Annotated in this window: 20 protein-coding genes; 8 read left to right on the forward strand and 12 right to left on the reverse strand. The window is 49.3% G+C overall.

What is annotated here, in order from left to right:
- Nucleotides 1–184: 184 nt before the first annotated feature.
- A complete protein-coding gene (acnA, locus tag BZG76_RS11345) occupies nucleotides 185–2,929 on the forward strand; it encodes an aconitate hydratase AcnA (protein ID WP_241824086.1) in 2,745 nt (914 codons plus the stop codon).
- A 40-nt stretch (nucleotides 2,930–2,969) separates the two neighbouring features.
- On the opposite strand, the gene BZG76_RS11350 is transcribed toward acnA, so the two are convergent.
- On the reverse strand, nucleotides 2,970–4,013 hold the full coding sequence (locus BZG76_RS11350) for a glycosyltransferase family 9 protein (RefSeq protein WP_077461427.1): 1,044 nt from the start codon (nucleotides 4,011–4,013) through the stop codon (nucleotides 2,970–2,972).
- A 96-nt stretch (nucleotides 4,014–4,109) separates the two neighbouring features.
- Between BZG76_RS11350 and BZG76_RS11355 the strand changes: the two genes are divergently transcribed.
- Nucleotides 4,110–4,511 (forward strand): diacylglycerol kinase, encoded by a 402-nt coding sequence (locus BZG76_RS11355; RefSeq protein ID WP_077461428.1) that lies wholly within the window; start codon nucleotides 4,110–4,112, stop codon nucleotides 4,509–4,511.
- A 73-nt stretch (nucleotides 4,512–4,584) separates the two neighbouring features.
- A complete protein-coding gene (locus tag BZG76_RS11360) occupies nucleotides 4,585–6,414 on the forward strand; it encodes a DUF3413 domain-containing protein (protein WP_077461429.1) in 1,830 nt (609 codons plus the stop codon).
- A 71-nt stretch (nucleotides 6,415–6,485) separates the two neighbouring features.
- On the opposite strand, the gene BZG76_RS11365 is transcribed toward BZG76_RS11360, so the two are convergent.
- From BZG76_RS11365 to BZG76_RS11375, 3 genes are read right to left on the reverse strand one after another with little or no spacing between them, the layout of a single operon-like run.
- The gene (locus BZG76_RS11365; RefSeq protein WP_108743674.1) at nucleotides 6,486–7,433 is read right to left on the reverse strand and encodes a biotin-dependent carboxyltransferase family protein; all 948 of its coding nucleotides are present in this window, start codon (nucleotides 7,431–7,433) and stop codon (nucleotides 6,486–6,488) included.
- On the reverse strand, nucleotides 7,421–8,116 hold the full coding sequence (gene pxpB / locus BZG76_RS11370; protein ID WP_077461430.1) for a 5-oxoprolinase subunit PxpB: 696 nt from the start codon (nucleotides 8,114–8,116) through the stop codon (nucleotides 7,421–7,423). The genes BZG76_RS11365 and pxpB overlap by 13 nt, the downstream gene beginning before the upstream one ends.
- Nucleotides 8,113–8,844 (reverse strand): 5-oxoprolinase subunit PxpA, encoded by a 732-nt coding sequence (locus tag BZG76_RS11375; RefSeq protein WP_077461431.1) that lies wholly within the window; start codon nucleotides 8,842–8,844, stop codon nucleotides 8,113–8,115. The genes pxpB and BZG76_RS11375 overlap by 4 nt, the downstream gene beginning before the upstream one ends.
- Before the next feature lie 232 nt (nucleotides 8,845–9,076).
- On the opposite strand from BZG76_RS11375, the gene BZG76_RS11380 reads away from it, so the two are divergent.
- Nucleotides 9,077–10,747 (forward strand): methyl-accepting chemotaxis protein, encoded by a 1,671-nt coding sequence (locus BZG76_RS11380; RefSeq protein ID WP_077461432.1) that lies wholly within the window; start codon nucleotides 9,077–9,079, stop codon nucleotides 10,745–10,747.
- Nucleotides 10,748–10,822: 75 nt separating this feature from the next.
- Here BZG76_RS11380 and BZG76_RS11385 read toward each other — a convergent pair whose 3' ends face one another.
- The 3 genes from BZG76_RS11385 to BZG76_RS11395 are packed head-to-tail and all read right to left on the reverse strand — an operon-like array spanning nucleotide 10,823 to nucleotide 12,980.
- On the reverse strand, nucleotides 10,823–12,127 hold the full coding sequence (locus tag BZG76_RS11385) for an MFS transporter (protein WP_077461433.1): 1,305 nt from the start codon (nucleotides 12,125–12,127) through the stop codon (nucleotides 10,823–10,825).
- Between the two features lie 51 nt (nucleotides 12,128–12,178).
- Complete coding sequence (locus tag BZG76_RS11390) at nucleotides 12,179–12,535, reverse strand: NADH:ubiquinone oxidoreductase (RefSeq protein WP_077461434.1); 357 nt, start codon at nucleotides 12,533–12,535, stop codon at nucleotides 12,179–12,181.
- Between the two features lie 58 nt (nucleotides 12,536–12,593).
- On the reverse strand, nucleotides 12,594–12,980 hold the full coding sequence (locus BZG76_RS11395) for a hypothetical protein (RefSeq protein WP_077461435.1): 387 nt from the start codon (nucleotides 12,978–12,980) through the stop codon (nucleotides 12,594–12,596).
- A 70-nt stretch (nucleotides 12,981–13,050) separates the two neighbouring features.
- Between BZG76_RS11395 and BZG76_RS11400 the strand changes: the two genes are divergently transcribed.
- The 3 genes from BZG76_RS11400 to BZG76_RS11410 all read left to right on the forward strand — a co-directional run bounded on the left by BZG76_RS11400 (nucleotide 13,051) and on the right by BZG76_RS11410 (nucleotide 16,668).
- The gene (locus BZG76_RS11400) at nucleotides 13,051–14,118 is read left to right on the forward strand and encodes an ABC transporter substrate-binding protein (RefSeq protein WP_077461436.1); all 1,068 of its coding nucleotides are present in this window, start codon (nucleotides 13,051–13,053) and stop codon (nucleotides 14,116–14,118) included.
- Complete coding sequence (locus BZG76_RS11405) at nucleotides 14,119–15,954, forward strand: GGDEF domain-containing protein (protein WP_077461437.1); 1,836 nt, start codon at nucleotides 14,119–14,121, stop codon at nucleotides 15,952–15,954.
- Between the two features lie 174 nt (nucleotides 15,955–16,128).
- The gene (locus BZG76_RS11410; protein ID WP_021024289.1) at nucleotides 16,129–16,668 is read left to right on the forward strand and encodes a histidine phosphatase family protein; all 540 of its coding nucleotides are present in this window, start codon (nucleotides 16,129–16,131) and stop codon (nucleotides 16,666–16,668) included.
- Between the two features lie 77 nt (nucleotides 16,669–16,745).
- Here BZG76_RS11410 and BZG76_RS11415 read toward each other — a convergent pair whose 3' ends face one another.
- The gene (locus BZG76_RS11415; protein WP_077461438.1) at nucleotides 16,746–18,176 is read right to left on the reverse strand and encodes a 6-phospho-beta-glucosidase; all 1,431 of its coding nucleotides are present in this window, start codon (nucleotides 18,174–18,176) and stop codon (nucleotides 16,746–16,748) included.
- A 216-nt stretch (nucleotides 18,177–18,392) separates the two neighbouring features.
- Between BZG76_RS11415 and BZG76_RS11420 the strand changes: the two genes are divergently transcribed.
- Nucleotides 18,393–19,277, forward strand: coding sequence for an aspartoacylase (locus tag BZG76_RS11420; protein WP_077461439.1), 885 nt, complete (start codon nucleotides 18,393–18,395; stop codon nucleotides 19,275–19,277).
- Between the two features lie 109 nt (nucleotides 19,278–19,386).
- Here BZG76_RS11420 and BZG76_RS11425 read toward each other — a convergent pair whose 3' ends face one another.
- The 4 genes from BZG76_RS11425 to hcp-2 all read right to left on the reverse strand — a co-directional run bounded on the left by BZG76_RS11425 (nucleotide 19,387) and on the right by hcp-2 (nucleotide 23,389).
- A complete protein-coding gene (locus BZG76_RS11425; RefSeq protein WP_131825326.1) occupies nucleotides 19,387–20,496 on the reverse strand; it encodes a sel1 repeat family protein in 1,110 nt (369 codons plus the stop codon).
- The gene (locus BZG76_RS11430; RefSeq protein WP_021024293.1) at nucleotides 20,480–20,764 is read right to left on the reverse strand and encodes a type VI secretion system PAAR protein; all 285 of its coding nucleotides are present in this window, start codon (nucleotides 20,762–20,764) and stop codon (nucleotides 20,480–20,482) included. The genes BZG76_RS11425 and BZG76_RS11430 overlap by 17 nt, the downstream gene beginning before the upstream one ends.
- Nucleotides 20,765–20,799: 35 nt before the next feature.
- Entirely contained in the window at nucleotides 20,800–22,746 is a 1,947-nt protein-coding gene (locus BZG76_RS11435; RefSeq protein ID WP_077461441.1) for a type VI secretion system Vgr family protein, read from the reverse strand.
- A gap of 124 nt (nucleotides 22,747–22,870) precedes the next feature.
- Nucleotides 22,871–23,389: a type VI secretion system effector Hcp-2 gene (gene hcp-2 / locus BZG76_RS11440; RefSeq protein WP_077461442.1), complete on the reverse strand. Its 519-nt coding sequence runs from the start codon at nucleotides 23,387–23,389 to the stop codon at nucleotides 22,871–22,873.
- Between the last annotated feature and the right edge of the window lie 43 nt (nucleotides 23,390–23,432).

Consider the following 23,432-nt stretch of genomic DNA (forward strand, 5'->3'; position numbering starts at 1 on the left):
GTTGTGAAACAAAAGGATTGATCAATGAGAACCATCGACCGTATCGTAATAACGAACCTTTAACTTCAACAAAACCCCATTTACAATAATGAAGGTAAAATAAGCAATCCCCAAGAGAGACTGTTGCCTGCAACGCATGATGACCGTTTCTTTTACTCACAATAACCGACCAGGGGAGGCACCCGTGAGCAATACACCTGATTCCAAAAGCCAAGACAGCTTCAACACCCGGCGTACCCTACACGTCAACGGTGAGAGCTATGATTATTATCGACTTGATGCATTGCCCGAGCCATTCGATATCAGTCGCTTACCCTACTGTTTAAAAGTGCTGTTAGAAAACTTACTACGTAAAGAAGACGGTAAGAATGTCTCTGCGGATGACATTCGTACGCTTTGTCAGTGGCAAGCCGACCACGCCGGACAAGATCAGGTCAATTTCACTCCGGCGCGCGTTGTCCTTCAAGATTTCACCGGCGTGCCTGCCGTGGTTGACTTAGCCGCTATGCGTGCTGCCATGCGCGACTTAAACGGTGATCCGGCCAAAATCAACCCACTCGGCGCGGTTGACCTGGTCATTGACCACTCCGTTATGGTGGATGACTACGGCCACGTTGATTCTCTACAGAAAAATACCGAGATTGAGTTCCAGCGTAACGGGGAGCGTTACCAATTTTTACGTTGGGGCCAACAAGCATTCTCTAACTTCCGTGTCGTGCCTCCAGGTACTGGAATCGTGCACCAAGTCAATCTCGAATATCTCGCTCCCGGCGTACTCGTCGAAGAAAAAGGTGGCAACAAGTTAGCCATGCCAGACACACTGGTTGGTACAGATTCTCACACCACCATGATTAACGGGCTCGGTGTGCTTGGCTGGGGGGTTGGCGGTATTGAGGCCGAAGCCGCAATGCTTGGGCAGCCTATTACTATGTTGATCCCTGAAGTGGTCGGCTTTGAGCTAAAAGGCGAATTGCCCGCGTCAGCTACTGCCACTGACCTAGTACTCACCGTCACCCAAATGCTGCGTGAACGTGGTGTGGTGGGTAAGTTTGTTGAATTTTATGGCCCGGGCCTCGCGAAACTGCCGTTGGCTGATCGCGCGACCATTGCCAATATGGCACCAGAGTATGGCGCAACATGCGGCATTTTCCCGATTGATGAAGAAACGCTCAGTTATATGCGCCTGACAGGCCGTACCGAGGATCAAATTACCTTGGTCGAAACCTATGCCAAAGCACAGGGCTTGTGGCGCGACGATGATGCACCGGTGGCAGATTACAGCGATACCTTGCAACTTGACCTTGGCGATGTGGTGCCAAGTCTTGCCGGTCCGAAACGGCCACAAGATCGCATCGCCTTAACCGAGGCAAAAAGTCAGTTTGATCAGCTGTTAGAAAAAGAGCAAGCAGCGGCGAATAATGTGATTGCAAGCTTTGCCAGCGAAGGCGGGCAAACAGCCGTGGACAACCCAAGCCTACGCGAACAGGGCAAAGTGGCGGTCGAATACAAAGGAGAAACATTCAACCTTGAGCACGGCGCGGTTGTGATTGCTGCGATCACCTCTTGCACCAATACCTCGAATCCTGCCGTACTGGTGGCAGCCGGATTAGTGGCACAAAAAGCGCGAGATTTAGGCTTAAATACTAAGCCTTGGGTTAAGACATCATTCGCCCCTGGCTCACAAGTAGTGCCGGCTTATTTAGAAAACGTCGGGCTGCTCGAGCCGCTTGCAGCGCTTGGCTTTAATATCGTTGGCTTTGGCTGTACCACCTGTATTGGTAACTCAGGACCATTGCCTGAGCCAATTGCAGAAGCCATTCGTTCCGCGGATTTATTAGCCACTAGCGTGCTATCGGGCAACCGGAATTTCGAAGGCCGTATTCATCAAGATGTGAAAGCTAACTATCTAGCCTCACCACCACTAGTCGTTGCCTACGCACTGGCGGGCAATATGAATATTGATGTTCTCAAAGAGCCGCTAGGAAACGATCAACAAGGCAAGCCCGTCTATCTTAATGATATATGGCCAACGCCAAAAGAAGTGGCAGACACCATTCAAGCAGCAATGACCGACGGGCTTTATAAAAACAAATACGCAGATGTGTTTGCAGGGACCGAGGCATGGCAACAATTACCAGTGCCACAAGATGAGATCTATTCATGGCCCGATTCAACCTACGTTAAAAAGCCAACGTACTTTGACGGCATGACCATGGCACTTCCTGAGATAAAACCTATCAAGGGGGCGCGCTGTGTGGTCAAAGTAGGTGACTCTATTACTACTGACCATATCTCACCCGCCGGCGCAATTAAGCCAGATAGCCCCGCGGGCGAATACTTGAAATCTAAAGGTGTAGAGCCGAAAGATTTCAACAGCTATGGCTCGCGCCGCGGTAACCACGAAGTCATGGTGCGCGGTACCTTTGCCAACGTACGTTTAAAAAACCAAATGGCGCCGGGCACCGAAGGCGGTATGACTACCTATTTGCCCACCAATGAGCAAATGAGTATCTATGAAGCGGCTCAGCGCTATCAAGCCGAGGGGACACCACTTGTGGTGCTTGCGGGTAAAGAGTACGGCACGGGATCAAGTCGTGACTGGGCTGCAAAAGGCACTAACCTATTAGGCATTAAAGCCGTCATTGCTGAAAGTTTTGAACGTATTCACCGTTCTAACTTGGTTGGCTTTGGTGTGCTTCCGTTGCAGTTTAAAGACGGTGACTCCGTCGAATCGCTTGGCTTAAATGGTACGGAAGCATTCGACTTTGACGAGGTTAGCGGCGAACCGTCCACCCTCAAAGTGCGTGCCGTGYGGGATGATAAAACCATTGAGTTTAACGTCAATGTCCGCATCGATACCGCGGTTGAGTGGGATTACTACCGCCATGGCGGCATTCTTCACTACGTGCTCCGCCAGCTCGCCAGCTAATACTGGCATTGATACACAAAAGGCCCTACGGGGCCTTTTTTTATTGCTTCGCCATCATGGTTTCAAATGCGTCGATCACCTGCTGTGCATCAATGGCAGCCATCACGTGATCGCCTTTCACCCGCGTGCTCCATGCTAGCTGTTCAACGGGCTTGCCATGTTGCTGTTCAGCAAAGGTTTCATAAACACTGACCACATCCGCGAGATTGTTATAAGGGCCGGTCCGCTTCGGGTTGCTATGGCCGTAAAGACCTAAGACGGGCGTGCCTTGCGTGGTTGCCATGTGCGCGGGGCCGGAATCGGGGGCTAGCACCGCATCGGCACGTGCGAGCACCGCGGCTAATTGCTTAAGGCTTGTTTGTCCCACTAAATTAACCAGTGGCGCGTTAGCAGCGGCAATAATGCGGGCGGCCAGCGTTTTTTCACGCGCCGCCGGTGAACCACAGAGTACCACCTGATACCCTTTACCGACCGCGTAGTCGGCAAATTGGGCGTAGCGCTCTGGCAGCCAGTTACGCTCATCTTTACTCGCGGCAGGACTGATCACGACAGTGGGCTTGTCACCCAGTTGCGCGTTGGCAAAGGCATGATCGTCTTCAGAAAGTGGTAGTTGCCACTGCGGCGACATAACCGGCACACCCAAATATTGAGTGAAGGCGAAAAAGCTATCTAACACATGGCAAGATTGGGTGTCGGGTATCCGTTTATTGGTAAACAGCCACTGTCCCTCTTTCGCTCGGTGGCGGTGAAATCCCACACGATGGCGCGCACCGATCCCCACAGTCAATAAGCTCGCGCGTAAAGCAAGCTGCATATGCACTAACGCATCAAACCGGCGTCCTTTCAGCTGCCGCCAGACGTGACGCATGCCTGCTAATCCCGCTTTTTTATCAAACACCACCAGCTCCACTCCATCAAGCCCAGCTAAAAGCTGTGCTTCAACTTTACCAACCACCCAAGTGATCTGCGTCTGCGGCCAATGGCGCTGCACGGCTTGAATCGCCGCGACCGCATGACAAACATCGCCAATCGCAGAGAGGCGTAAAAAACACAGGGAGCCTGGGGCGTGAGTAAACAGAGGCATAACAAATTCCAATTAAGTTATCGCGCCGATTATGCAGTTGGCTCGGTTAAATGTAAAATGCCAGTCTATCGATCAAATTGTTACGAGAATGTATTTATGGGCGCTAATACATCCCCCTCAGAAAAGCCACGAGGACTGATACGTATCATTAAAGCCACTGGCTATTCTTGGGCTGGATTAAAAGCGGCATATCACCATGAAGCCGCGATCCGTCAAGAAGTTGTATTATTGGCTGCGGCGCTAGTCGTATTGCTCTGGCTGCAATTACCACTGACGGAATCCTTGATGATGTTCAGCGTCATTGTGTTAGTGATTATCGTCGAACTACTTAACTCCGCCATTGAAGCCGTGGTCGACAGAGTGGGTGTAGAGCGCCATGAACTCAGTGGTAGAGCCAAGGACATCGGCTCTGCGGCGGTGTTTGTCAGTTTACTTTTAGCAGGTGTGGTCTGGCTTACCATTTTATGGCATCACTTTGGTGTCCCACTTATTCGATAAAACACGTCGTCATACAACCTGGCAACGCGCCCGTTACGTTGCCAATTGATTAACTCAACTGTGATAAGAAACCATGTCTTTTAAATCGCGACTTCAAACCCATAGCTGGTTTATTGCCATTAACGCCCTTGTATTGATGGCAATAGCCAGCCGCTACTTTGCGTTTCTACCTAGTTTTCCCACTGAGCCACTTGGTATCACCTTTATCGTGGTCAGTACCTTTAGCCAGATGGCCTTACTTGCCGCTATTGTTGGCTTGGTGACACTCCCGCTGTTACTGCTGCCAATCAAGGTGCGTCAGCCGTTACTTGCCTTGATAGCCTCAGTGGGTGTGATCACCCTTTTCATTGATACCATCGTCTTTGCCCAATACCGATTCCATATCAATGCCATGGTGCTGGATCTGATCCTTGCCGGACAGATTGTCAGCTTCCCGCTCATCACCTGGCTGATGGTGACCGGTGGCGTGGTTGCCTGCGTCGCCGCGCAATGGGCGCTACTGACTGTGCTGTCACGGACACGCTTTTCCTTCCAGCACAAGGTCGGCAAAAAATTTGCGCTGCTCACGTTTATTACCTTGCTCGCCACCCACGGGATTCATATTTGGGCCGCAGCCTATGCGTATCAGCCCGTGACAACGGTGAAACGTTATTTGCCGCTTTTTTATCCGGCCACCGCTAACAGTATGATGCGTAAAAACGGCTGGATTGATGAACAAGCTCTAGCGCGCCAAAAGGCGATGGATGTGGATCGCGAAGCCGACCTTAACTATCCCCTTTCGCCGCTAAGTACGACTGAGGTTGCGCAGCCGGTGAATATCATGTTTTTGGTGGTTGACTCATGGCGTGCGGATACCTTCAATGCTGACAACACCCCTAACCTTTGGGCGTTGGCACAAAATGGCCGTACCTATTCACATCACCTTGCGACGGGGAACGCCACCCGTACCGGCATTTTTGGTCTGTTTTATGGCATGCCCGGCACCTATTGGCACAGCTTTCTTGCCAATCAACAATCACCGGTACTGATGGACCGCCTGCAGGGTCTCGATTATCAACTGGGTATATTTACCGCCGCGCAATTGGAAAAACCAGAATTCAACCAAACCGTGTTTACCAAGGTGTCCGATTTACGTAATGGCTCTGATGGCGACTCTCCCGCCGAGCTAGACGCAGATCTCACTCAAGATTGGATCCGTTGGCACCAGCAGCGTGAGGCCAACCGTCCCACCTTCTCGTTTTTATTTTACGATGCGCCACATGGCTATGATTTCCCTGCAGACTTTACCCCCAAATATCAACCGATGTTGGACGAAATTAACTATCTCAAGCTAAATAACGAGACCGATCCGACACCGTTTTTCAATCGCTATAAGACCAGCGTACGCTACGTTGATAGTTTGGTTGCCAAGGTCATTGAGGAGCTAAAACAAAGCGGGGAGTTCGATAATACCTTGATTGTGCTCACTGGCGATCACGGCCAAGAAATGAATGACAACCAACTGAATTTTTGGGGGCATAACAGTAACTTTACTGACCCACAAATTCATGTGCCTTTCGCGATGATAGGCCCCGGCATCGATGTAAAACAGATCGATACCGGCAAGCAGCTAACCAGCCACCAAGATGTTGCGCCCACCCTGATGAAGCATTATTTGGGCGTAACGTCCGATCCGGCCAGCTACGCGATTGGTCATGACTTACTTGCACCCAACCCCGGGCAAGATTGGGTGTTATCATCAAATTATAGTGGCTATGCGCTAGTGACCGACGACACCATTTTAGAAGTCGGTGCGGGAGGGCAATATCAATACATGGATAATACCAACCGACCGATAGAAAACGCGTCACCTGACTTTGCGCAAATGGAAAAAGCCCTCGAGCAAATTAGTCGTTTCCGCTAGTCCGTTGTTTGCGTGACTCCCCTTCATGCGCCTCTGTCTTCCAGAGGCTCATCTATCCATTTTTCTGCAGGTTAGAACCAGTCAAAAAACTGCACAAACGTCTGCCATTGCGCTGATGCATCCGCCAGCCGCGCCGGATAAAAACGCACGGCCTGACCGGGTCGCGTTTGCGCCAACATGCTCAAGCTGGCACGGGTTAAACAGCCAAGCTTAGGATAGCCACCGAGTGTTTGCCGATCATTGAGTAGTACAATTGGCTGACCGTCTGGGGGCACTTGCACGGCCCCGAGCGCAATGCCTTCGGAAACAATTCCCGGTTGCTTGCTGACAACGCTCGGTCCATTGAGCCGCACACCCATACGATCACTGTGCTGATCGACCGTGTATTCGCCATCAAAAAATGCCGTTTGCGCCTCGGCGCTGAAGCTATCAAACTGATACCCCGGCACAAGCGCCAGTGGAGTCAGGGCATTGTAGTCAGGAATAAAACGTGTCGGTACACCGCGCACCCTCGGCAACAGCGCATGCGATCGGCAAGGCAACACATCTCCTTTGGTGAGCGCCATGCCTCCCGCCTGTTCACTTAATCCGGAATGGAGACCGCCGAGTTGATTGCGCATCACCGTCGCGGCACTGCCAAATGCGCCATCGACCGCCCAGCCGCCACGCACCGCGAGATAGGCCCGCAAACCACGGCGCGCGTAGCGTAAACGCAATTCATCACCCGCATTTAGCGTCAACGTCTGCCACATACCCACGCGCTGACCATTAATACAAGGTTGCATGTCTGCGCCGGTGATGGCGATCGACATCACGTGATCAGCACGAAAACGTGCCTGACCCATGGTTATCTCGACAACCGGTGTATTCACGGGGTTATCGAGTAAATAATTCGCCCAAGCAAATGCGTGGCAATCGACCGGTCCGCCTTGGCTTAAGCCAAGCTGGCCCACCCCGTAGCGCCCTGAGTCTTGCACCAAGCTCAATACGCCGGGATCGAGCACCGTTAATCCTGCCACCGTTGACCTCCTGCCGCGCGGTAATCAGACTCTGACATCGGCTCAAAACAGACGGTATCACCTACATCAAACGGCATCATGGGCGATTGACGGGGATTAAATAGTACCTTGGGACAATTGCCAATAATTTGCCAGCCTGCGGGCGATGCTGCCGGGTACACCGCGGTTTGCTGTTGTGCAATGCCCACACTGCCGGCGGGGATCTGATGACGAGGCGTGGTATGACGGGGCATGGCTATGGTCTCATCTACCGACGCAAGAAAGGCAAAGCCGGGCGCGAAACCAATCGCACAGACGGTGTAAGTTCGTTGGCTGTGTCGCGCAATCACCTCTTGCTCACTCACGCCGGCAAACTCGGCGACCGCAGCCAGATCGGGTCCGACCGAGGGGTGATAATACACCGGCAATGACACGTGTTTTCCGCTCCCAGCGTCACGGGTGACTCGCAATGAGTCGCCTTGGTTCATCACCCACGTTTTCACCCTTTCTGGCGACAGTAAGCGAACATTCACTTCCACCAAAACACTGGTGTAGGCAGGAATTAACTCAACCACACCACGGCCAAAGTGTTGGCGGATTCGCTCACACAGCGCGAATAACTGTGGGACTAAGGCAAGATCGATCTCATTACCCAACCGGATCATCACCGTGGTTTCACTGACCTGCTCAACCTTGAGTGTCATGGTGTTAAGGCCTTTCTGAGTTGTTTTATCGCCTCGACCGATTGTGGGTTATCTCCATGCACACACACCGTATCCGGCGACAGAGAGAGCGTTTGTCCCTCAAGGGTTGTCACCGTGCCATGTTGAGATAGCTGCAACACCTGCGCAATCATCGCGTCGGCGTCATCTAACACAGCGCCCGGTTGATCGCGCGGCGCTAATTGCCCTGACGCTAGATAGGCTCTATCGGCAAAGGCCTCAAAAATCAGCGGTACACCGGCTTTTTGAGCAAGCTGGCGATGCGGACGGTTATCAGGCAGTGCCAGTACCATTAATGGCGTATTGGGCAGCGTATCAGCCACCGCAGCCAACACCCCCTCAAAGCAATCATTATCCACCATCATGGTGTTATACAGCGCACCATGAGGCTTCACATAATCAAGGCTCGCATTAAAGCGTGCACAGATCCCTTGTAACGCGCCAATTTGATAGCGAACGAGGTGACTAATTTGTGCAGGGGTATGATCAATATGACGGCGACCAAAGCCCTGCTTATCGGCGTAGCCAGGATGAGCACCAATACTCACATTGTGCTTCACTGCGAGTGCTACCGTGGCCGACATTACATCAGGATCAGAGGCATGAAAGCCACACGCAATATTGGCCATATCAATCCACGGCATCAGCGCGCTATCCATTCCCATCGTCCACGCACCAAAGCTTTCACCCATGTCTGCGTTTAGTTTCATCACTCCCTCGATTTCACTGACTTTGCTTTACCTTACGGCTTTTATAGTATAAATTTTATTAAATTCATATGGTTAGTCAAAACAAGCTTGAACAAGTAAGTTAGGCAACCATTAAGTATTACAAGATATTTCCCAACCCATATCAAATAAAGGGCTTTTAGTGCGGCAAATGAGCAGGATGTCTCCCATACTTTAGCAAAATCGAAACCATCATCAACACAAGGTATCTGGTATGTTGAAGTTAATGCTGCGCGGGAAGCTTTTAGTGCTTGCCATTGTACCTTTGGTATTATCCATTCTCATCACGCTGTTTATTACCACCTATTACGAGCGCGAGCTGGTCGAAGAGAACATTATCACTTTTCGAACCAAGCTGATTGATGAGCGAAAAATGCAACTTCGCGAAGCCACTGAAATTGCCGCGACTGTGGTAAAAAACGCGCAGCAAGCGAGCGGCGATGCCACACAAAATGTCAAAGACGCACTTCGCGAAGTGACCTTTGGTAAGGCGGGCTACTTTTATATTTACGATCGTCAGGGAACCAATATCTTTCACGCGCTGAAACCTGAAGTCGAAGGACAATCGTTAATTAACCTTACTGATCCCAAAGGCAACAAAATTATTGTGGGTCTACTCGAAGCAGCGCAAAGTGGCGATGGCACCTTCACCTACCTCTATCAAAAGCCGGGAACCGATGAACTGATTGAAAAGATTGGCTATGCCGATATGGTCAATAACGGCCAATGGATGTTGGGCACAGGGGCGTATATTGACGACATTGAGGCACGCGTTGCCGATTTCCGTGAAAACGCAGAGGAAGCATTAGCAGCACAAACTGCACGAATGATCATTGCCGGGATTATTATTCTGATTGTTACCTTTGGTGCAGTTGCGTTTGTTGCCCAACGGATGTCAACGCCAGTGAAAGATATGCTGGACAACCTCAATGATATTGCCGACGGTGATGGCGACCTGACCCAACGTTTAAAGGTTAAAGGGCACGACGAAATAGCTTTGCTGGGCAATGCATTTAACCGCTTTATTGACAAGCTACAAACCACTATCCGCAGCGTCGTCGAGGTCACTGAAAAAGTAAGCCAATCTGCCAATGATATAGATAGCCAAGCCGCACAGTTTGCTAGCCAATTACAAACGCATGATAACGAAACCGAGCAAGTAGTGACTGCGGTGACCGAAATGAGTTCTGCCGCACAAGAAGTCTCTCAAAATGCCACACAAGTTGCAGATGCCACCAGTGCCGCCACCGGTGATGCACGTCAGGCACAAGACAAAGTCGAGTTTTCCATTAACTCCATGAAAACACTTGTGGAGCAAATGAATACATCGAGTAACAACGTTGATTCGCTCAACGAGCAGTCGCATAAAATCACCGGTGTGCTGTCTGTGATTGGTGATATTGCCGAACAAACCAATCTATTGGCCTTGAATGCGGCGATTGAGGCGGCACGGGCCGGTGAACAAGGGCGAGGCTTCGCAGTGGTAGCCGATGAGGTGAGAACCCTCGCGAGTCGCACGCAAAAGAGCACTCACGAAATTCGAGAGATGTTAGACGAGCTGCAGTCTTATGTGAATCAGGCCGTCGAGGGCATGAAACAAAGCAATGACACCTGCCAGCAAACCTCAGAAGCATCCAACGAAATTGGCAGCGGCATTGATTCGGTGAGTAATGCGATCACCCAAATCAATGACATGACCACCCACATTGCGTCTGCGGCCGCGGAGCAAACCACAGTCACCGAGGATATCCACCGCAATTTGATTTCTATCCGAGATATTGTGAGCCAATTACTCAGTGCCAGCAATGACTCTGCGCACACAGCATCAGACTTGAACCACTCCGGTGACGAGCTCAAACGCCTAATTAGCCAATTTAAAATCTAAGGATTAGAGCCAATCAAAAAAGGCGCTGACGGATTCAGCGCCTTTTTTCTGTTCCTTTTCTGTTCCGCCGTCGGCTTAGCGTTCTACTTCAGGCAGCGCGCGCGCCATTAATGCGCCGAGTAAACCAAAAACGGACAACACCGAAATGACGACCATGATCCCCCATTGACTAAGCCACGCAGTAGCCGCGCCCATCAATAACAAAACGAGACCAATGAGTGTATTGCTAACTGAAACATAATCAGTGCGCTGATTACCTTCGGCCATATTCACAATGTAGGTTTTACGCCCAAGACGCACGCCCTCGTGAGCAATGGTCAGGACAAAATAGACGCCAGGTAACACCCACGCCAATGAGAACAGCGTCGGGTACCACTGACTAATACTGACCACCACCAGCCCCAGTACCGCCGTGACCACGGCGGCGATCATCATCACTTGGCGGCTAGAATGATCGGCAAAAAGTCCCCAAAAAGGTGCAGAAATGAGGCTCGCAACGCCGCTAATTGCGACAAAACTTGCGGTGGTGATCGCCAACGCTTGGCTATGCTGACTGGCTAACAACACATAATAGGGCGCGGATAAGGCCGAACACAGTAACAGGGAGCGCGTGATCACAAAATGGCGCAGCCGTCTATCATCCACCAGTAAGCGTAGTTTAGAAAGCGCATGCGTCAGCGCATTGGCACCGCCTTCAGTGGCCCCTTCGTATTCATCCACCTGGCTGTAGAGCGCCGCTGCCACCCACCAGAGCGCAGCACCGAATGCTAGTAGCGCACAGTAAACCCAAACATGTTGCTGATCAGAAACACTAAATAAACCCACACCGGCAGCAATCGTCACCGCACCCGCCAAGCTTGACGACCAGCCATTCAAGCGTCCCCGCTGGGGTTTAGGAATCGTTTTACCCAAAACATCTTTCGATGCCACCGAGCAAAGGCCTCGCGCCAAACTAAAGATCACCAGCAAGCCAACAATGCTCCAGCCAGCCACTTGACCGGTTAAAAGCAACGCTGCGATGGCCATTGCCAGGATACAAGCCCCTTGAATAACAGAGCCGGCCACCCATGCCCACTTACGTACCGCAAACTGGCGGACATAACCGGCAATACCTAACTGAGGCACTAACGACCCCGCCTCTCGAATCGGCACCAGCAGCCCAACCAAGGCCAAGGGGGCACCCACAGCGGTTAACAACGCTGGTAATACGATTTTCGGGTTAGATACCGCGTCACCGATTTTAGTTAGCCCTTGGCTGAGGATAATACGAAAAAAATTCCCCGGTACTTCGCGACACGCACTGCCATCAATGTCTTTACACGCCCGCGCGTCTTCCTCGTTAAATAGCTTTTGATGAAGATCATCCGCCAGTTTATCCACACATTCCCCCAACTCTATGATTTATTTGCTTGATAGCGGCACGAGAGTCAATCATTGTAAATCTTTATGTCGAAAACGTGTTAACCAATATTCGCGGTAACGAAAGTAGCAATAGGTCGACGCAAACAAAAAGAAAAGATAAGACAAAGAAAACACAAACGGGGAGGTAATAAGCGAGTGCTTTAACCCGAGGAGTACACCCGCCGCAGTCACTACCATTTTGGCCGCCACACCAAGCAACAACAAAAATAGAGCAAACTGCGGATAATGCGTGCTACGAAAGGTGATCCAATAACAAACTCCCACGGCTGTACTAGCGACGCCAAAGCCTAAAAGATAGGAATGAAAGTGTTCACCTGCCAGCACGCCACCTAAAACGGTAAGTGCTGTTATGACGAGAAAAACCATACGCTGCCGCCTTTTCTTTTCAGTATGACACTGGATAGCCTTATCGAGCAGCGGGAGACTAAGAGATTGCGATCTTGTTAGCAGGCTTGATACATACCGATGAAATAGACGCCTCGCGGTGGGTCCACAAAGCACCATACCGTTTGTTCAATGCATCGACCGTAACCACTTGCCCCTGACGCCGAATACGCATGTTTGTCCCCAACTCAATACCAGTCAATCCTGCCGCGTCAAACACACCATCCACATAATTAAAGCTATCGACAGCTAAATCAACAATACGAAAGGCTCGACGGCGAACACTCAAACAAGCAACCCAGCATTTAGCCGCTAAAACTTGGTCAGGAGATTCGGCACGCACAGCAAAACGCCATCCTTCACCGTCGCCATAAAAATCCATTGGGAAATGGCGCTTAAACGTCTTTTTATTGTTGTAAGATTTCATCGCAATCAATCCTATACAGATGCGCTATCATATCTAAAAGGGAAAAAACATACGAGGATTGGTAATAAGAATGAAAAACACACTGTTGGTATGGATGATTGCGTCTGTGGCAATGCTCTTCAATACGCTTGCCTACGCGACGACGCAACAACAGGCGAGAGTACTTTTTATCAATCCAGGCTTTGCCAATGAGAGCTTTTGGCAGGATGTAGACGATTACGCCAAGGCTGCTGCCAAGGCGTTGAATCTTGACCTTACCATTCGACATGCAGATCGTAATCACTTTGCAATGCGCCAAATTCTCTCTGCCACTTTAAATAAACCGACTCGTCCCGATTATGTCATCATCGTTAATGAGAAATTAGCCGCGGATGATCTGCTACCGATGTTACGCGATTATCCCATTTACGTTCAGGTCATCTTAAACGATATAGATGAACAGACAAAAATGTCCATAGAAAAAGATACGCATTGGCAAGAATATCTCCTAGCTAGCATCATTCCGGATAACGAGGCCATTGGTCATACGATCGCGAAGGCAATGATAAACGCAGGTAACAATGAGTCTGGCGACGCTGTTATGATTTCGGGCGATCTCACCACGCCAGCCTCCGTTCAACGCGAAGCGGGGGGTCAACGTTTTTTTGATGAGCAACCAAATATTACTTTGCGTCAGATTGTCCATGGTCAATGGGACGAGTCCATTAGCCAAGAGCAGATGCACACCTTGTTGCAACGCTACCCGGATGTACGTTACGTGTGGACGGCCAATGACCACATGGCATTTGGCGCAATGAAAGCCGCGAAGCAAGCAGGAAAGACACCAGGCGAGGATATCTTCTTTGCCACAGTCAACACATCAGAAAAGGTGCTCGCTTTACGTGAGGCTGGTACTATTTCAGCACTGGGAGGTGGGCATTTCACCGCAGCCGGTCTTGCATTAAGCCATATTTATGCGCACGATAGCGGCTTACCAACACCAAAAAGATGCAATAATGCACTTTTTCGTTTAATTACACCCGATTCACGCTTTTTTACACAGTTGCGCAAACAAGCTTGGCACGAGATTCCATTTTTAAAAATGGCTCGACGGACCGAAAGCCGATGTACGCCTCATTCAACGGATATGGATAACTAAGTGACAAAACGCGCTATAAATTTACGTGGTCTTCAAACTCGCGTCGCCTTTATCGTGCTCGCCATTAGTTTGCTCTTTGCTATTGGGACGACCCTGACGCAAATGTATATCAACTATCAGCGAGCACTAACAACCACAACGCAACTGGTGGAAAGCCGCAGCCAAAATTCAGCTCGGGTCATTAGCCATGCATTATGGATTGTTGATTTAGAACTCGTACGCCGCAGTGTCAAAGGGTTAGCGATGACGCCCACCGTCTGTCGGGTCGACGTCACAGGTTTTGATGGCACGACGGTTACCGAAGTTAATCACACCAGTCGTCATTGTGACGCCAACCACCAAGCACTGCTGAGTGTTCAAGGTAATAATATTGGCACTCTGAATATCGTTCTTGATCACAGCGAGGTAAAGCGTGAAGCATTGAGTAGTATCGTGCCTATTGCTGCCGTCCATTTTACCGAAACATTGATGATTTCATTGCTGATTCTCTGGGTGCTAAATCGGCTTTGCTCTCGGCCACTCAAGCAACTTGCAACGACTTTAGACTATTACCAAGCCGATAGAATCAGCCAAAGTAGTGTGCCGATTCAATTAATTCAACGTAATGATGAGATTGGTAAAGTTTCTCGTTCAATCAATTCGCTCCAGTCCCGAATCAAAGACGATTTATTACAAAAACGCATCACAGAACGCGAGCTACGCCAACATCAAACGTTGCTCGAAGAACAAGTAGAACAACGCACAAAAGCACTGAATTGGCAGTCGAATGCGAGCTCATTATTGGCTGATATCTCGATTCAATTTCTACGCGCTGACTCTCAACATATCACCGAGGACGTTGAGCTTATTTTCCCGCAAATGGCGTCACTATTAGGAGTAGAGGCCATCGGCTGGTATGCCTTTGATTCGAACCGCGCTGAACGTCGCTGTTATTGGCCAGAAGAGGCCGACTTTGCACCAAAAACAGTGGATTTAAGTGACATGCACATGATCAAACGCTGGCTTGCAGATACCGATACATTGGTGGTCCCTCACGTTGGCCAGCTGGGCGATGATGCCATGAATGAACGATCGTGGTTGCGTCAACGACATATTCTCTCTTTTGCCGCTTTTCCACTAACCGACGGCCGCAAGAGCTTTGGGATGATCACGGTGGCGAATCGTCAATTACCGTTTATCTGGGATAACAACAAAACGTTACTATTGAAGCGCTTTGCGACGGCGATTAGTGAAGTCATGATTCGAGAGCGCAACCACTTTGCTATGGAACAGTTGCAAGAAGAACTGATCGCAGCCAACGAAAAACTGAAAGTACAGGCAGAGACAGATGACCTCACCCGCCTGAGCACACGCCGCCCCTTTAAACGTGAGCTAAAGAGCCATATCCGTCATGGTATTGAGAATGACTTACCTGTTGCGGTAATGATGATCGATGTCGATCACTTCAAAGCGTACAACGATGAGTATGGGCATCTAAAAGGCGATGATGTACTCACTAAGATTGCGCGGGTACTGCTCAAGCAAACCCAAGCCTTTCAAGGCTCGGTTGCAAGGTTTGGAGGAGAAGAGTTTGCTATCACGCTTTCAACCCACTACGCCTCTCAGCTTCATGCATTAGCTGATGCGATTCATGATGACATTGCGGCACTTGGCCTCACCCATGCGAAAAACCCAGATGGCAAGACGATTACAGTGAGCATTGGCGGGATCATTTTGCAACCGACCGATGAAACCACTGACTCTTATCTGCTAGAAATGGCAGACCAACGTCTGTATCAAGCGAAAGAGGAAGGACGGAATCGTATTAATATACTTGACCGCCATCATCAAAAATAGCGAGCTCGCTCACGTCATGTCCTTTATCCTTCTGGCGTTTCATGACAGCATCATGACGGTATGCTACAACCCAATGTCAAATGAGGTTGTAGCAACCGTTGGTCCAAATGGATGTCACTTGCTAAACATGTCCGCAAGCTGATGGCCATGATCGACGCTAGAGAAGGAAGTCCGATGAAAGTCGTCTTTGTCCGCCATGGAAAAACCGATTACGCTTTGGCAGATGCTCGTCAGATGAGTCAGTTAGAAAAAGATTATGCGCCACTACAACGTGCGTGTATTCCAGACATCCAGGCCTTGGCCAATCACACTGCCTTACAACAAGCGGATATTATATTGTCGTCGCCCTATACGCGCGCCCTGCAAACAGCAGAAATTCTCAACCGACAGCTGCAAAAAGATCTGTTTGTTGAGCACGATTTACGCGAATGGCAAGCGGATATAAAGGGGAGCTATATTCCTCTTTCTGAACGCGATCGTCGCTGGATTGAGTATAGAGAGCTGTTTGCCAACGGTAATGAGGTTACTAACGCCGGTTATGAATCCGCAACAGCTTTGCACCGTCGCGTGAGCGCTGTGCTCGACATGTATCACGAGTATTCAACCATTGCCGTCGTCGCACATTTTAATGTGATAGAAGCGATCGTGGGTTATCGTGAACAAGGCATTGAATACGGCGAAGTGATTGAATTTGATTATCAACCTAATGTGTAAACCGTCATCTTCATCCTAGCGCTCGTATAGCGATAAAAGCAAAAGGGACGCCGAACGCGTCCCTTTTAGCCTATCCTCTAGCCCGTCAAGCCATTGTTGGCAATGACCTGTTTATACCAGTCAAAGCTTTTTTTACGGGAGCGAGAAAAGTCACCACTGCCATCGTCATGACGATCAACATAAATGAACCCATACCGCTTGCGGTATTCTCCGGTGGTGAAAGATACACAATCAATACATCCCCAAGGCGTGTATCCCATCACATCCACACCATCGAGTGAAATCGCCTCTTCAAGCGCTTCAATGTGTTGCGACAAATAGTCGATACGATAATCATCGTTGATTGCGCCGGTTTGATCGGGAATATCCACCGCCCCTAGACCATTTTCAACCACAAAAATGGGCAATTCATAGCGTTCGTACAACTCTGAAAGTGCATAACGTAGCCCTTTCGGATCGATCTGCCAGCCCCAATCCGACGCCGGCAAATGTGGATTCAATCGACTAGCGCTGAACAAGGCATTTTCATCTTGTTCTGGCGGATTAGCATCGACAATATTGGTCATGTAGTAACTGATTGCCAAAAAATCCGCCTGACCATTTTTTAAGATCTGCGCATCATCATCGTGCATCACCACCTTAATCCCTTTGCTTGCCCATTGAGGCCAAATATAGTGAGGGTAATGACCCCTTATCTGTACATCACTGCACAGGTATTTATCTCGCATCGCTTGCTGTGATGCTAACATGTCATCCGGATGGCACGACGCAGGATATAAAGGCATCATGTGGATCATGCTGCCAATGCTAAATTCAGAGTTAATCACATGCCCCAGTGCGACCACTTTGGCACTGGCCACAAATTGGTGATGTAGCACTTGATACAAGGTTTGCTCAGGGTGGTCGTGCTCGGTAAACACCACCCCCGAATTACAATAACCAAATAACGGATAATCCCAGTTAAGCTGGTTATTGATCTCGTTGAAGGTAATCCAATAGGTGACTTTGTCACGGTAGCGCGTTAATACGGCTTCACAAAAACGAACGAAGTGATCCACGACCGCTCGATTTGCCCAGCCACCATATTCACTGACAAGGTGGTGCGGCATCTCAAAGTGCGACAATGTAATGACAGGCTCGATATCATGCTCTAACAAGCAATCAATCAATCCATCATAAAACGCCAGCCCCGCTTCGTTAGGGGTCGCTTCATCCCCATTTGGGTAAATACGGGACCACGCTATCGACGTCCGAAAGCATTTAAATCCCATCTCTGCGAACATCGCAATGTCGTCGCGGTAACGATGGTAAAAATCAACCGCTTGATGGTTGGGATACGTTTCTTCAGCCTGGACTTGCTCGGTAATCTTACGCGGCACGCCGTGCTCACCTTTGGTAAGCACATCAACGATGCTCACGCCTTTACCATCACAGTTCCATCCACCCTCTACCTGATGCGCGGCAACCGCGCCACCCCATAAGAAATTGTCAGGAAACTTATTACTCATGCCTTACCTCTCCTTTGTTTTTATCTCAGCCTAACCGGTTCAATGCTGCTGAAGTGTGAACTGACGCAAAGATTGCCTGAACACTTTTCCTCTCTTAACCTTTGAATAAAAAACCAATATAAAAGAAAAATTATTCTATTAATCTCTACCAGTATCGATGCTAAGCTAGCACCACGACATAAGCGGATGTTTTTCCATTCAACACAAGGAGTTCTCATGAGTCGCTTCAGTCAAGTGGCCATCGTCGGTGGCACCCATGGCAATGAGTTTAGCGGGATTTACGCACTAAAACAGTGGCAAACCAATACATCTGTTACGACTCGGGATAGTTTTTCAACGGAGCATGTTTTCGCGAATCCGTCGGCTTATCATGCAAACAAACGTTATCTCGATTGTGACTTAAATCGACAATTCGATCCTCAAGGGCTCGCCGATCTTACCTTAACAAACTACGAGCAAAGTCGCGCAAAAGTCCTCAATCAACAGCTAGGTCCTAAAGGCGATCCTCGCGTCGATTTCATCATCGATTTACACAACACCACCAGCAACATGGGGCCTACGCTCATTTTGCTCGCATTAGACACATTCAATAAACAGCTTGCTGCCTATATCAGTGAGCGTATGCCCGATGCCATTATTTTAGTAGAAGATCATCTCGAGCCGCTTCAACACGCTTTTTTATGCTCAGTGGCGAAGCAAGGCGTCATTGTTGAGGTTGGTCCTCAACCGCAATCCGTATTACGCCATGATGTAATGGAATCCATGCAAGAAATGACGACGCATATTCTCGATTTTGTGCATCTCTTTAATATCGACAAGGTGCCAGAGCTACCCGCGCAAGTAACGGCTTATCGCTATAAAGAAACCTTACATCTACCCCAAAATGGACAAGGAGAGCGCATCGGTATGGTGCACCAAAACGTGCAAGACAAAGACTTTGAGCCGATAGTACCTGGCGATCCTTTATTCATGTGCTTTGACGGTCGCGAAGTCGCTTGGGAAGGAAAGTACACTGCGTATCCGCACTTTATTAACGAGGCGGCGTATTACGATAACAATATTGCGATGTCGATGGCAGAAATGTTTAGTCTAACGGTATAATTGAGAGGTACAACTGAGAGACGTATAAAGAAACGACCAACATCGAACCGATGTATCAATGACTCGGTGATGTGGCCGCTCAGAAAGTAGAAACAACGCTCGCTCGCAATTAACTCACTGGCTTAGTTGCGGGTTCTTTCTTTAAAGCCGTTTTTTGCCAGTAGCGATCATAATGAAAGAAAATGTGTGTCCTACGCAATTCAGCTGCTCTTTGTTCTACCTTTTCAATGACGTCATTTGATACTCGCGAAGACGCGAGCTCAAACTGCTCCATTGCCTGCTCTCTCAAAGTCACGAACCGTCCTTGACCAACCACATCCAAGTAGGCAGAAAGATAAACGAGCCCATCAGTATACTCAGCGTCTTCAGGCATGTAGTTTGTGGTGTACAGACGCCCTAGGGCAGCAAGAGACATAAGATCCCCTTGCTCAATCGCTTTTTCGCGCCACGCCACCGCTTTATGGCTTTCCCCTCGACGGATAAAATCACGATATAAACTCTTAGTACCGGGGATCCCACCCGCATTGGCAATCTGTTTTTTTACTTCAGCGGCCGCATCAAGGCGAGAGCTGGGGAAAAGATAAAAGCCGCGCTCAGCCAGTTCTATTTGCGATGCTTTATGTAACAAGGCATCAACATCATTTGCCGCAATCGCCTCTTCTAAATACTGCTCGGCTTTCTTTTTGTCTGTTGGATAAATGTACTGATACAGACTGAATGCTGCGTCTTTAGGTGCTTTTTCATACCAAGCTGCTAGTGCTTCTTCATACTTATAGCGCCAAATAGTACGATGATTTGCCGATAACCAATGGCCTTTTTCAACCAGTAATTTCATGGCTGGAATATAATCCGCCTTTGCGGCCTGCGTGAGATACTGCTGCGCAACCGGCGAATAATCGAGCTTATTACCATCATCACTGACGAGCACAGCGTATAAATAAGCGGCAGGAACAATACCTTGATCCGCCGCTGCACGTAGATATTTTTCAGCTCGTTGGTAATGGAACTGAGCGCGAGACAAACGTCCATGCTCAAATATTGCCTCTGGCGTCATCGCCTGGATATCATAGTCATCCGCGATTTTTTCAACCGGCTCTAGTTGCACAAAAGGTGTGGCTTCAACTTCAACTTGTTCGGCATGTACTTGTCCACTTAGCATGACTAGGCATGCTAACACGCTTGCTTTAAGCATTGACGGGGTATTAACCAATGTTGACACTTGAACCTCCTACAATCACACCGCCACAACTCACTGCATCACCAATACGAGCGGCTGGTTTTCCATCAATCATAACGCTACCGGAACCCGCATTTACCGCTCGCCCATGAGGCGGGTGTTTCGGTTTACTATGCGGTGCCAGGGGATCACCTTTACGAACTACGGGTATCCCGTCAACTTTTACTGTTGACGACCCCGCCACAATCGGTGTAGGTGGAAATCCATCATGCGCGGTTCCCACATGGCCAACAAGTGCTGCTTTGGGCATATCTTTCCTCAAATTTCTTAGTTTGCATTAAACGATCAAGGTTTGTTCACTGAGCGTGGCGATTTCGCTGGCTGTCCTTGGTACCCAGAGCCACTACCAGGACTTCCGCCAGCGTTTAAATTGATCGCTGGACCAATAAGGTGCACCCCGGCCGCATCAACCTTCATTACGCTCCCACCGGCGGTTACCGTAACCTCCGTACCTGCATCAAGCACGACATTTGCGCCTGCTTTTAGATGCACCTCACGTCCCGCCGTTGCGGCGAAGCGGTTATCGATTTTTTCATGTATCCCTCCAGAAACGGCAATTGTGGCATCTTTTTTCACTCGTGTTCGTGATTGCTTATCGACCGTCACATGCTGGTTACTCATAACAGCCGACAAAGAATCATGGTCCACTTTTTGATGCTCATTATGCCGCACCTGCGTAACGACATCATTTTCCACATCGGATTGCCAATCACGCTGAGCATGCAAATACACTTGCTCACTGCCCGATTGATCTTCAAACGTGAGCTCGTTGTAGCCCTCGCCTTGGTGGCTTTCACTGCGCCAGACCGTCTTGGTTTTATGGGCCGGCAATGTATAAGGGGATACATTGGTCGCGTGATAGGTCCGGCCAGTGATGATCGGTTGGTCGGGGTCACCATGTAAAAACGACACAATCACCTCATGGCCAATGCGGGGAATGGCCATCATGCCGTATTGGCTCCCTGCCCAACCTTGAGACACCCGTATCCAGCAGCTACTTTTATCGTTTCCACTCGAGTAACGATCCCAAGGGAAATGAACTTTTACTCGGCCATGTTCGTCACAGAAAATTTCTTCGCCTTCAGGCCCAACCACAATCCCTATTAAAGGGCCGTCCACCTGTGGCTTAGGGTGTGGAGTGGCCCGCCAAGGGATAGAGGCCGGGATCACCGTAAACCGATTATGATAGGTAGTGGCGCCAGTGCCGCCTTCTTCTTCAACTGCTTGAGGTTGGGTGCCGTAATGCTGAGCGCGCACTACTTGCCACTTTTGATTCATGGTACGGTCGAGATGATCTTGCATTTCAAATGCATGACCCGCCTGCACAAGAAAATGATTACTTTCCCCAGTCGCCGTGACTTTGTCACGTGCCAGAAATTCTTGGCGTATCTGGGTTAAATGTTTACCTTGCGTATCGTCTTTATATCGACCTGGAAAATCATAAACATCGTAGTCTTGGCGCTGATGGTCAATGCCGGACATATTCACTTGCTGTAAGAAGCTATAATTCGGCTTTTTAAAGCTATAATCCTTCATCTCCAGTGATGACGGGATTATCCGAGTGTGCTTTTCGATGGCACGAATATAAGGCTCATCGACGACACCTGCAGCCTGAGCGTTATGCACAATCGGCTGTTTAAGGGCGGGAAGCGAAAAGGGCGAGTCAGTGATATATAAGAGCTGCTTGTCCTCTTTCCAAACAAAGCAATACATCAACCCCTCTTCTGCGGCAATACGATGAAAAAAGGCGAGATCCGTTTCTCGGTATTGAACACAAAATTCACGCTCTGCATATTCTTTTGTCAGCCCAAAACCGACATCCGTAATACGCATTTCTTGCAACAAGATCGAAATAACTTGGGGAACCGTCTGATGTTGGAATACACGACTATTTTGCCGTAGTGATAGACGCTCAATTTCAGCCACTAATTCAACATCATAATAAGTGTGATGATGACCAATATCCCCTTGGGAAAATTGACGAATGATACCGCGAATACGACGCTCACATTGCCCGTTGCGATAGAGAGCAAGCGTGGCTTGGCAATCCACTAATTGGTCAGGGGTTAGGGAATGATCGCGACTTGCCAATGCAATCGAATAACGAAACCCGTTGCAAGCTTGCTGGTCGAACGCCGCAGCAGAGAGGGACTCGTTGCCCTGATATTCTCTGACCACAAACGTGTCTGGCTCTAGGCCTTCGACGCTAAATTCAAAACGTAATTTCGCCATGATGTCTCCCGAATCTTGTTCCCGCAACAGTGAACACTTGTCTAGCAACGCTCTCTGGAAAACGAACGCTGCTAAACAAATGGTGAAGCGCCGGCACAAAGCCGACGCAACCTAGCAATAGCAATTAAGCTTCAACCGGCTTGCGCCAGTCATCAGAGCCTGAAGTACCTGCGTTGACGTGGTCCCAGGTGATTTTGCGATAAGACATCGACACGGTCAGGTTCTGAGTGAAGTCTGACTTCGCCGGATCTTGGCAGTGTGGCATTTCACAATGGATATCCACGATAGAGGCGCTTTCTAATTTGGTGGTAAAGAAGTTTTCTTGCTTACCTTCAATCGACGTGCGGTACCATTTTAGCTCCACAGTAGACATTTTTTCGCCCGAAGACAGTGCGTTATAAAGCAACGGAACAGCTTTATTCAATGCCACGGTAAACTTAAATGGCTTGTGGACACGTTGTCCTGATGGCTGACCAGACTGAGGATCAGTCGGTACCGTCACATTATGGTCAAACTGTTGTACCAGCATTTCGTCTTCGTGGCCTTCGACAAAAGAATCACCGATAGAATCCGCGGTGCAGACACCGGCAGTAATTAAACCCTGGGTTTCGCCTTCAATCGAGATATAACATGGCGTTGGCATAATCGCTCCTTTTTGTATGATTCGAGTTCAAACAGCGACTCTT

It is taken from the genome of Salinivibrio sp. AR647 (assembly GCF_001995415.1).
Taxonomy (GTDB): Bacteria; Pseudomonadota; Gammaproteobacteria; order Enterobacterales; family Vibrionaceae; genus Salinivibrio; species Salinivibrio costicola.

Bases quoted from the DNA above. Each gene is read 5' to 3' on its own strand.
- BZG76_RS11410 (WP_021024289.1), top strand. From the start codon at position 16,129: ATGAAAGTCGTCTTTGTCCGCCATGGAAAAACCGATTACGCTTTGGCA.
- BZG76_RS11355 (WP_077461428.1), top strand. From the start codon at position 4,110: ATGGGCGCTAATACATCCCCCTCAGAAAAGCCACGAGGACTGATACGT.
- BZG76_RS11380 (WP_077461432.1), top strand. From the start codon at position 9,077: ATGTTGAAGTTAATGCTGCGCGGGAAGCTTTTAGTGCTTGCCATTGTA.
- BZG76_RS11400 (WP_077461436.1), top strand. From the start codon at position 13,051: ATGAAAAACACACTGTTGGTATGGATGATTGCGTCTGTGGCAATGCTC.
- BZG76_RS11420 (WP_077461439.1), top strand. From the start codon at position 18,393: ATGAGTCGCTTCAGTCAAGTGGCCATCGTCGGTGGCACCCATGGCAAT.
- BZG76_RS11430 (WP_021024293.1), bottom strand. From the start codon at position 20,764: ATGCCCAAAGCAGCACTTGTTGGCCATGTGGGAACCGCGCATGATGGA.
- BZG76_RS11415 (WP_077461438.1), bottom strand. From the start codon at position 18,176: ATGAGTAATAAGTTTCCTGACAATTTCTTATGGGGTGGCGCGGTTGCC.
- BZG76_RS11375 (WP_077461431.1), bottom strand. From the start codon at position 8,844: ATGAAACTAAACGCAGACATGGGTGAAAGCTTTGGTGCGTGGACGATG.
- BZG76_RS11395 (WP_077461435.1), bottom strand. From the start codon at position 12,980: ATGAAATCTTACAACAATAAAAAGACGTTTAAGCGCCATTTCCCAATG.
- BZG76_RS11350 (WP_077461427.1), bottom strand. From the start codon at position 4,013: ATGCCTCTGTTTACTCACGCCCCAGGCTCCCTGTGTTTTTTACGCCTC.
- hcp-2 (WP_077461442.1), bottom strand. From the start codon at position 23,389: ATGCCAACGCCATGTTATATCTCGATTGAAGGCGAAACCCAGGGTTTA.
- BZG76_RS11435 (WP_077461441.1), bottom strand. From the start codon at position 22,746: ATGGCGAAATTACGTTTTGAATTTAGCGTCGAAGGCCTAGAGCCAGAC.
- BZG76_RS11360 (WP_077461429.1), top strand. From the start codon at position 4,585: ATGTCTTTTAAATCGCGACTTCAAACCCATAGCTGGTTTATTGCCATT.
- BZG76_RS11390 (WP_077461434.1), bottom strand. From the start codon at position 12,535: ATGGTTTTTCTCGTCATAACAGCACTTACCGTTTTAGGTGGCGTGCTG.
- pxpB (WP_077461430.1), bottom strand. From the start codon at position 8,116: ATGACACTCAAGGTTGAGCAGGTCAGTGAAACCACGGTGATGATCCGG.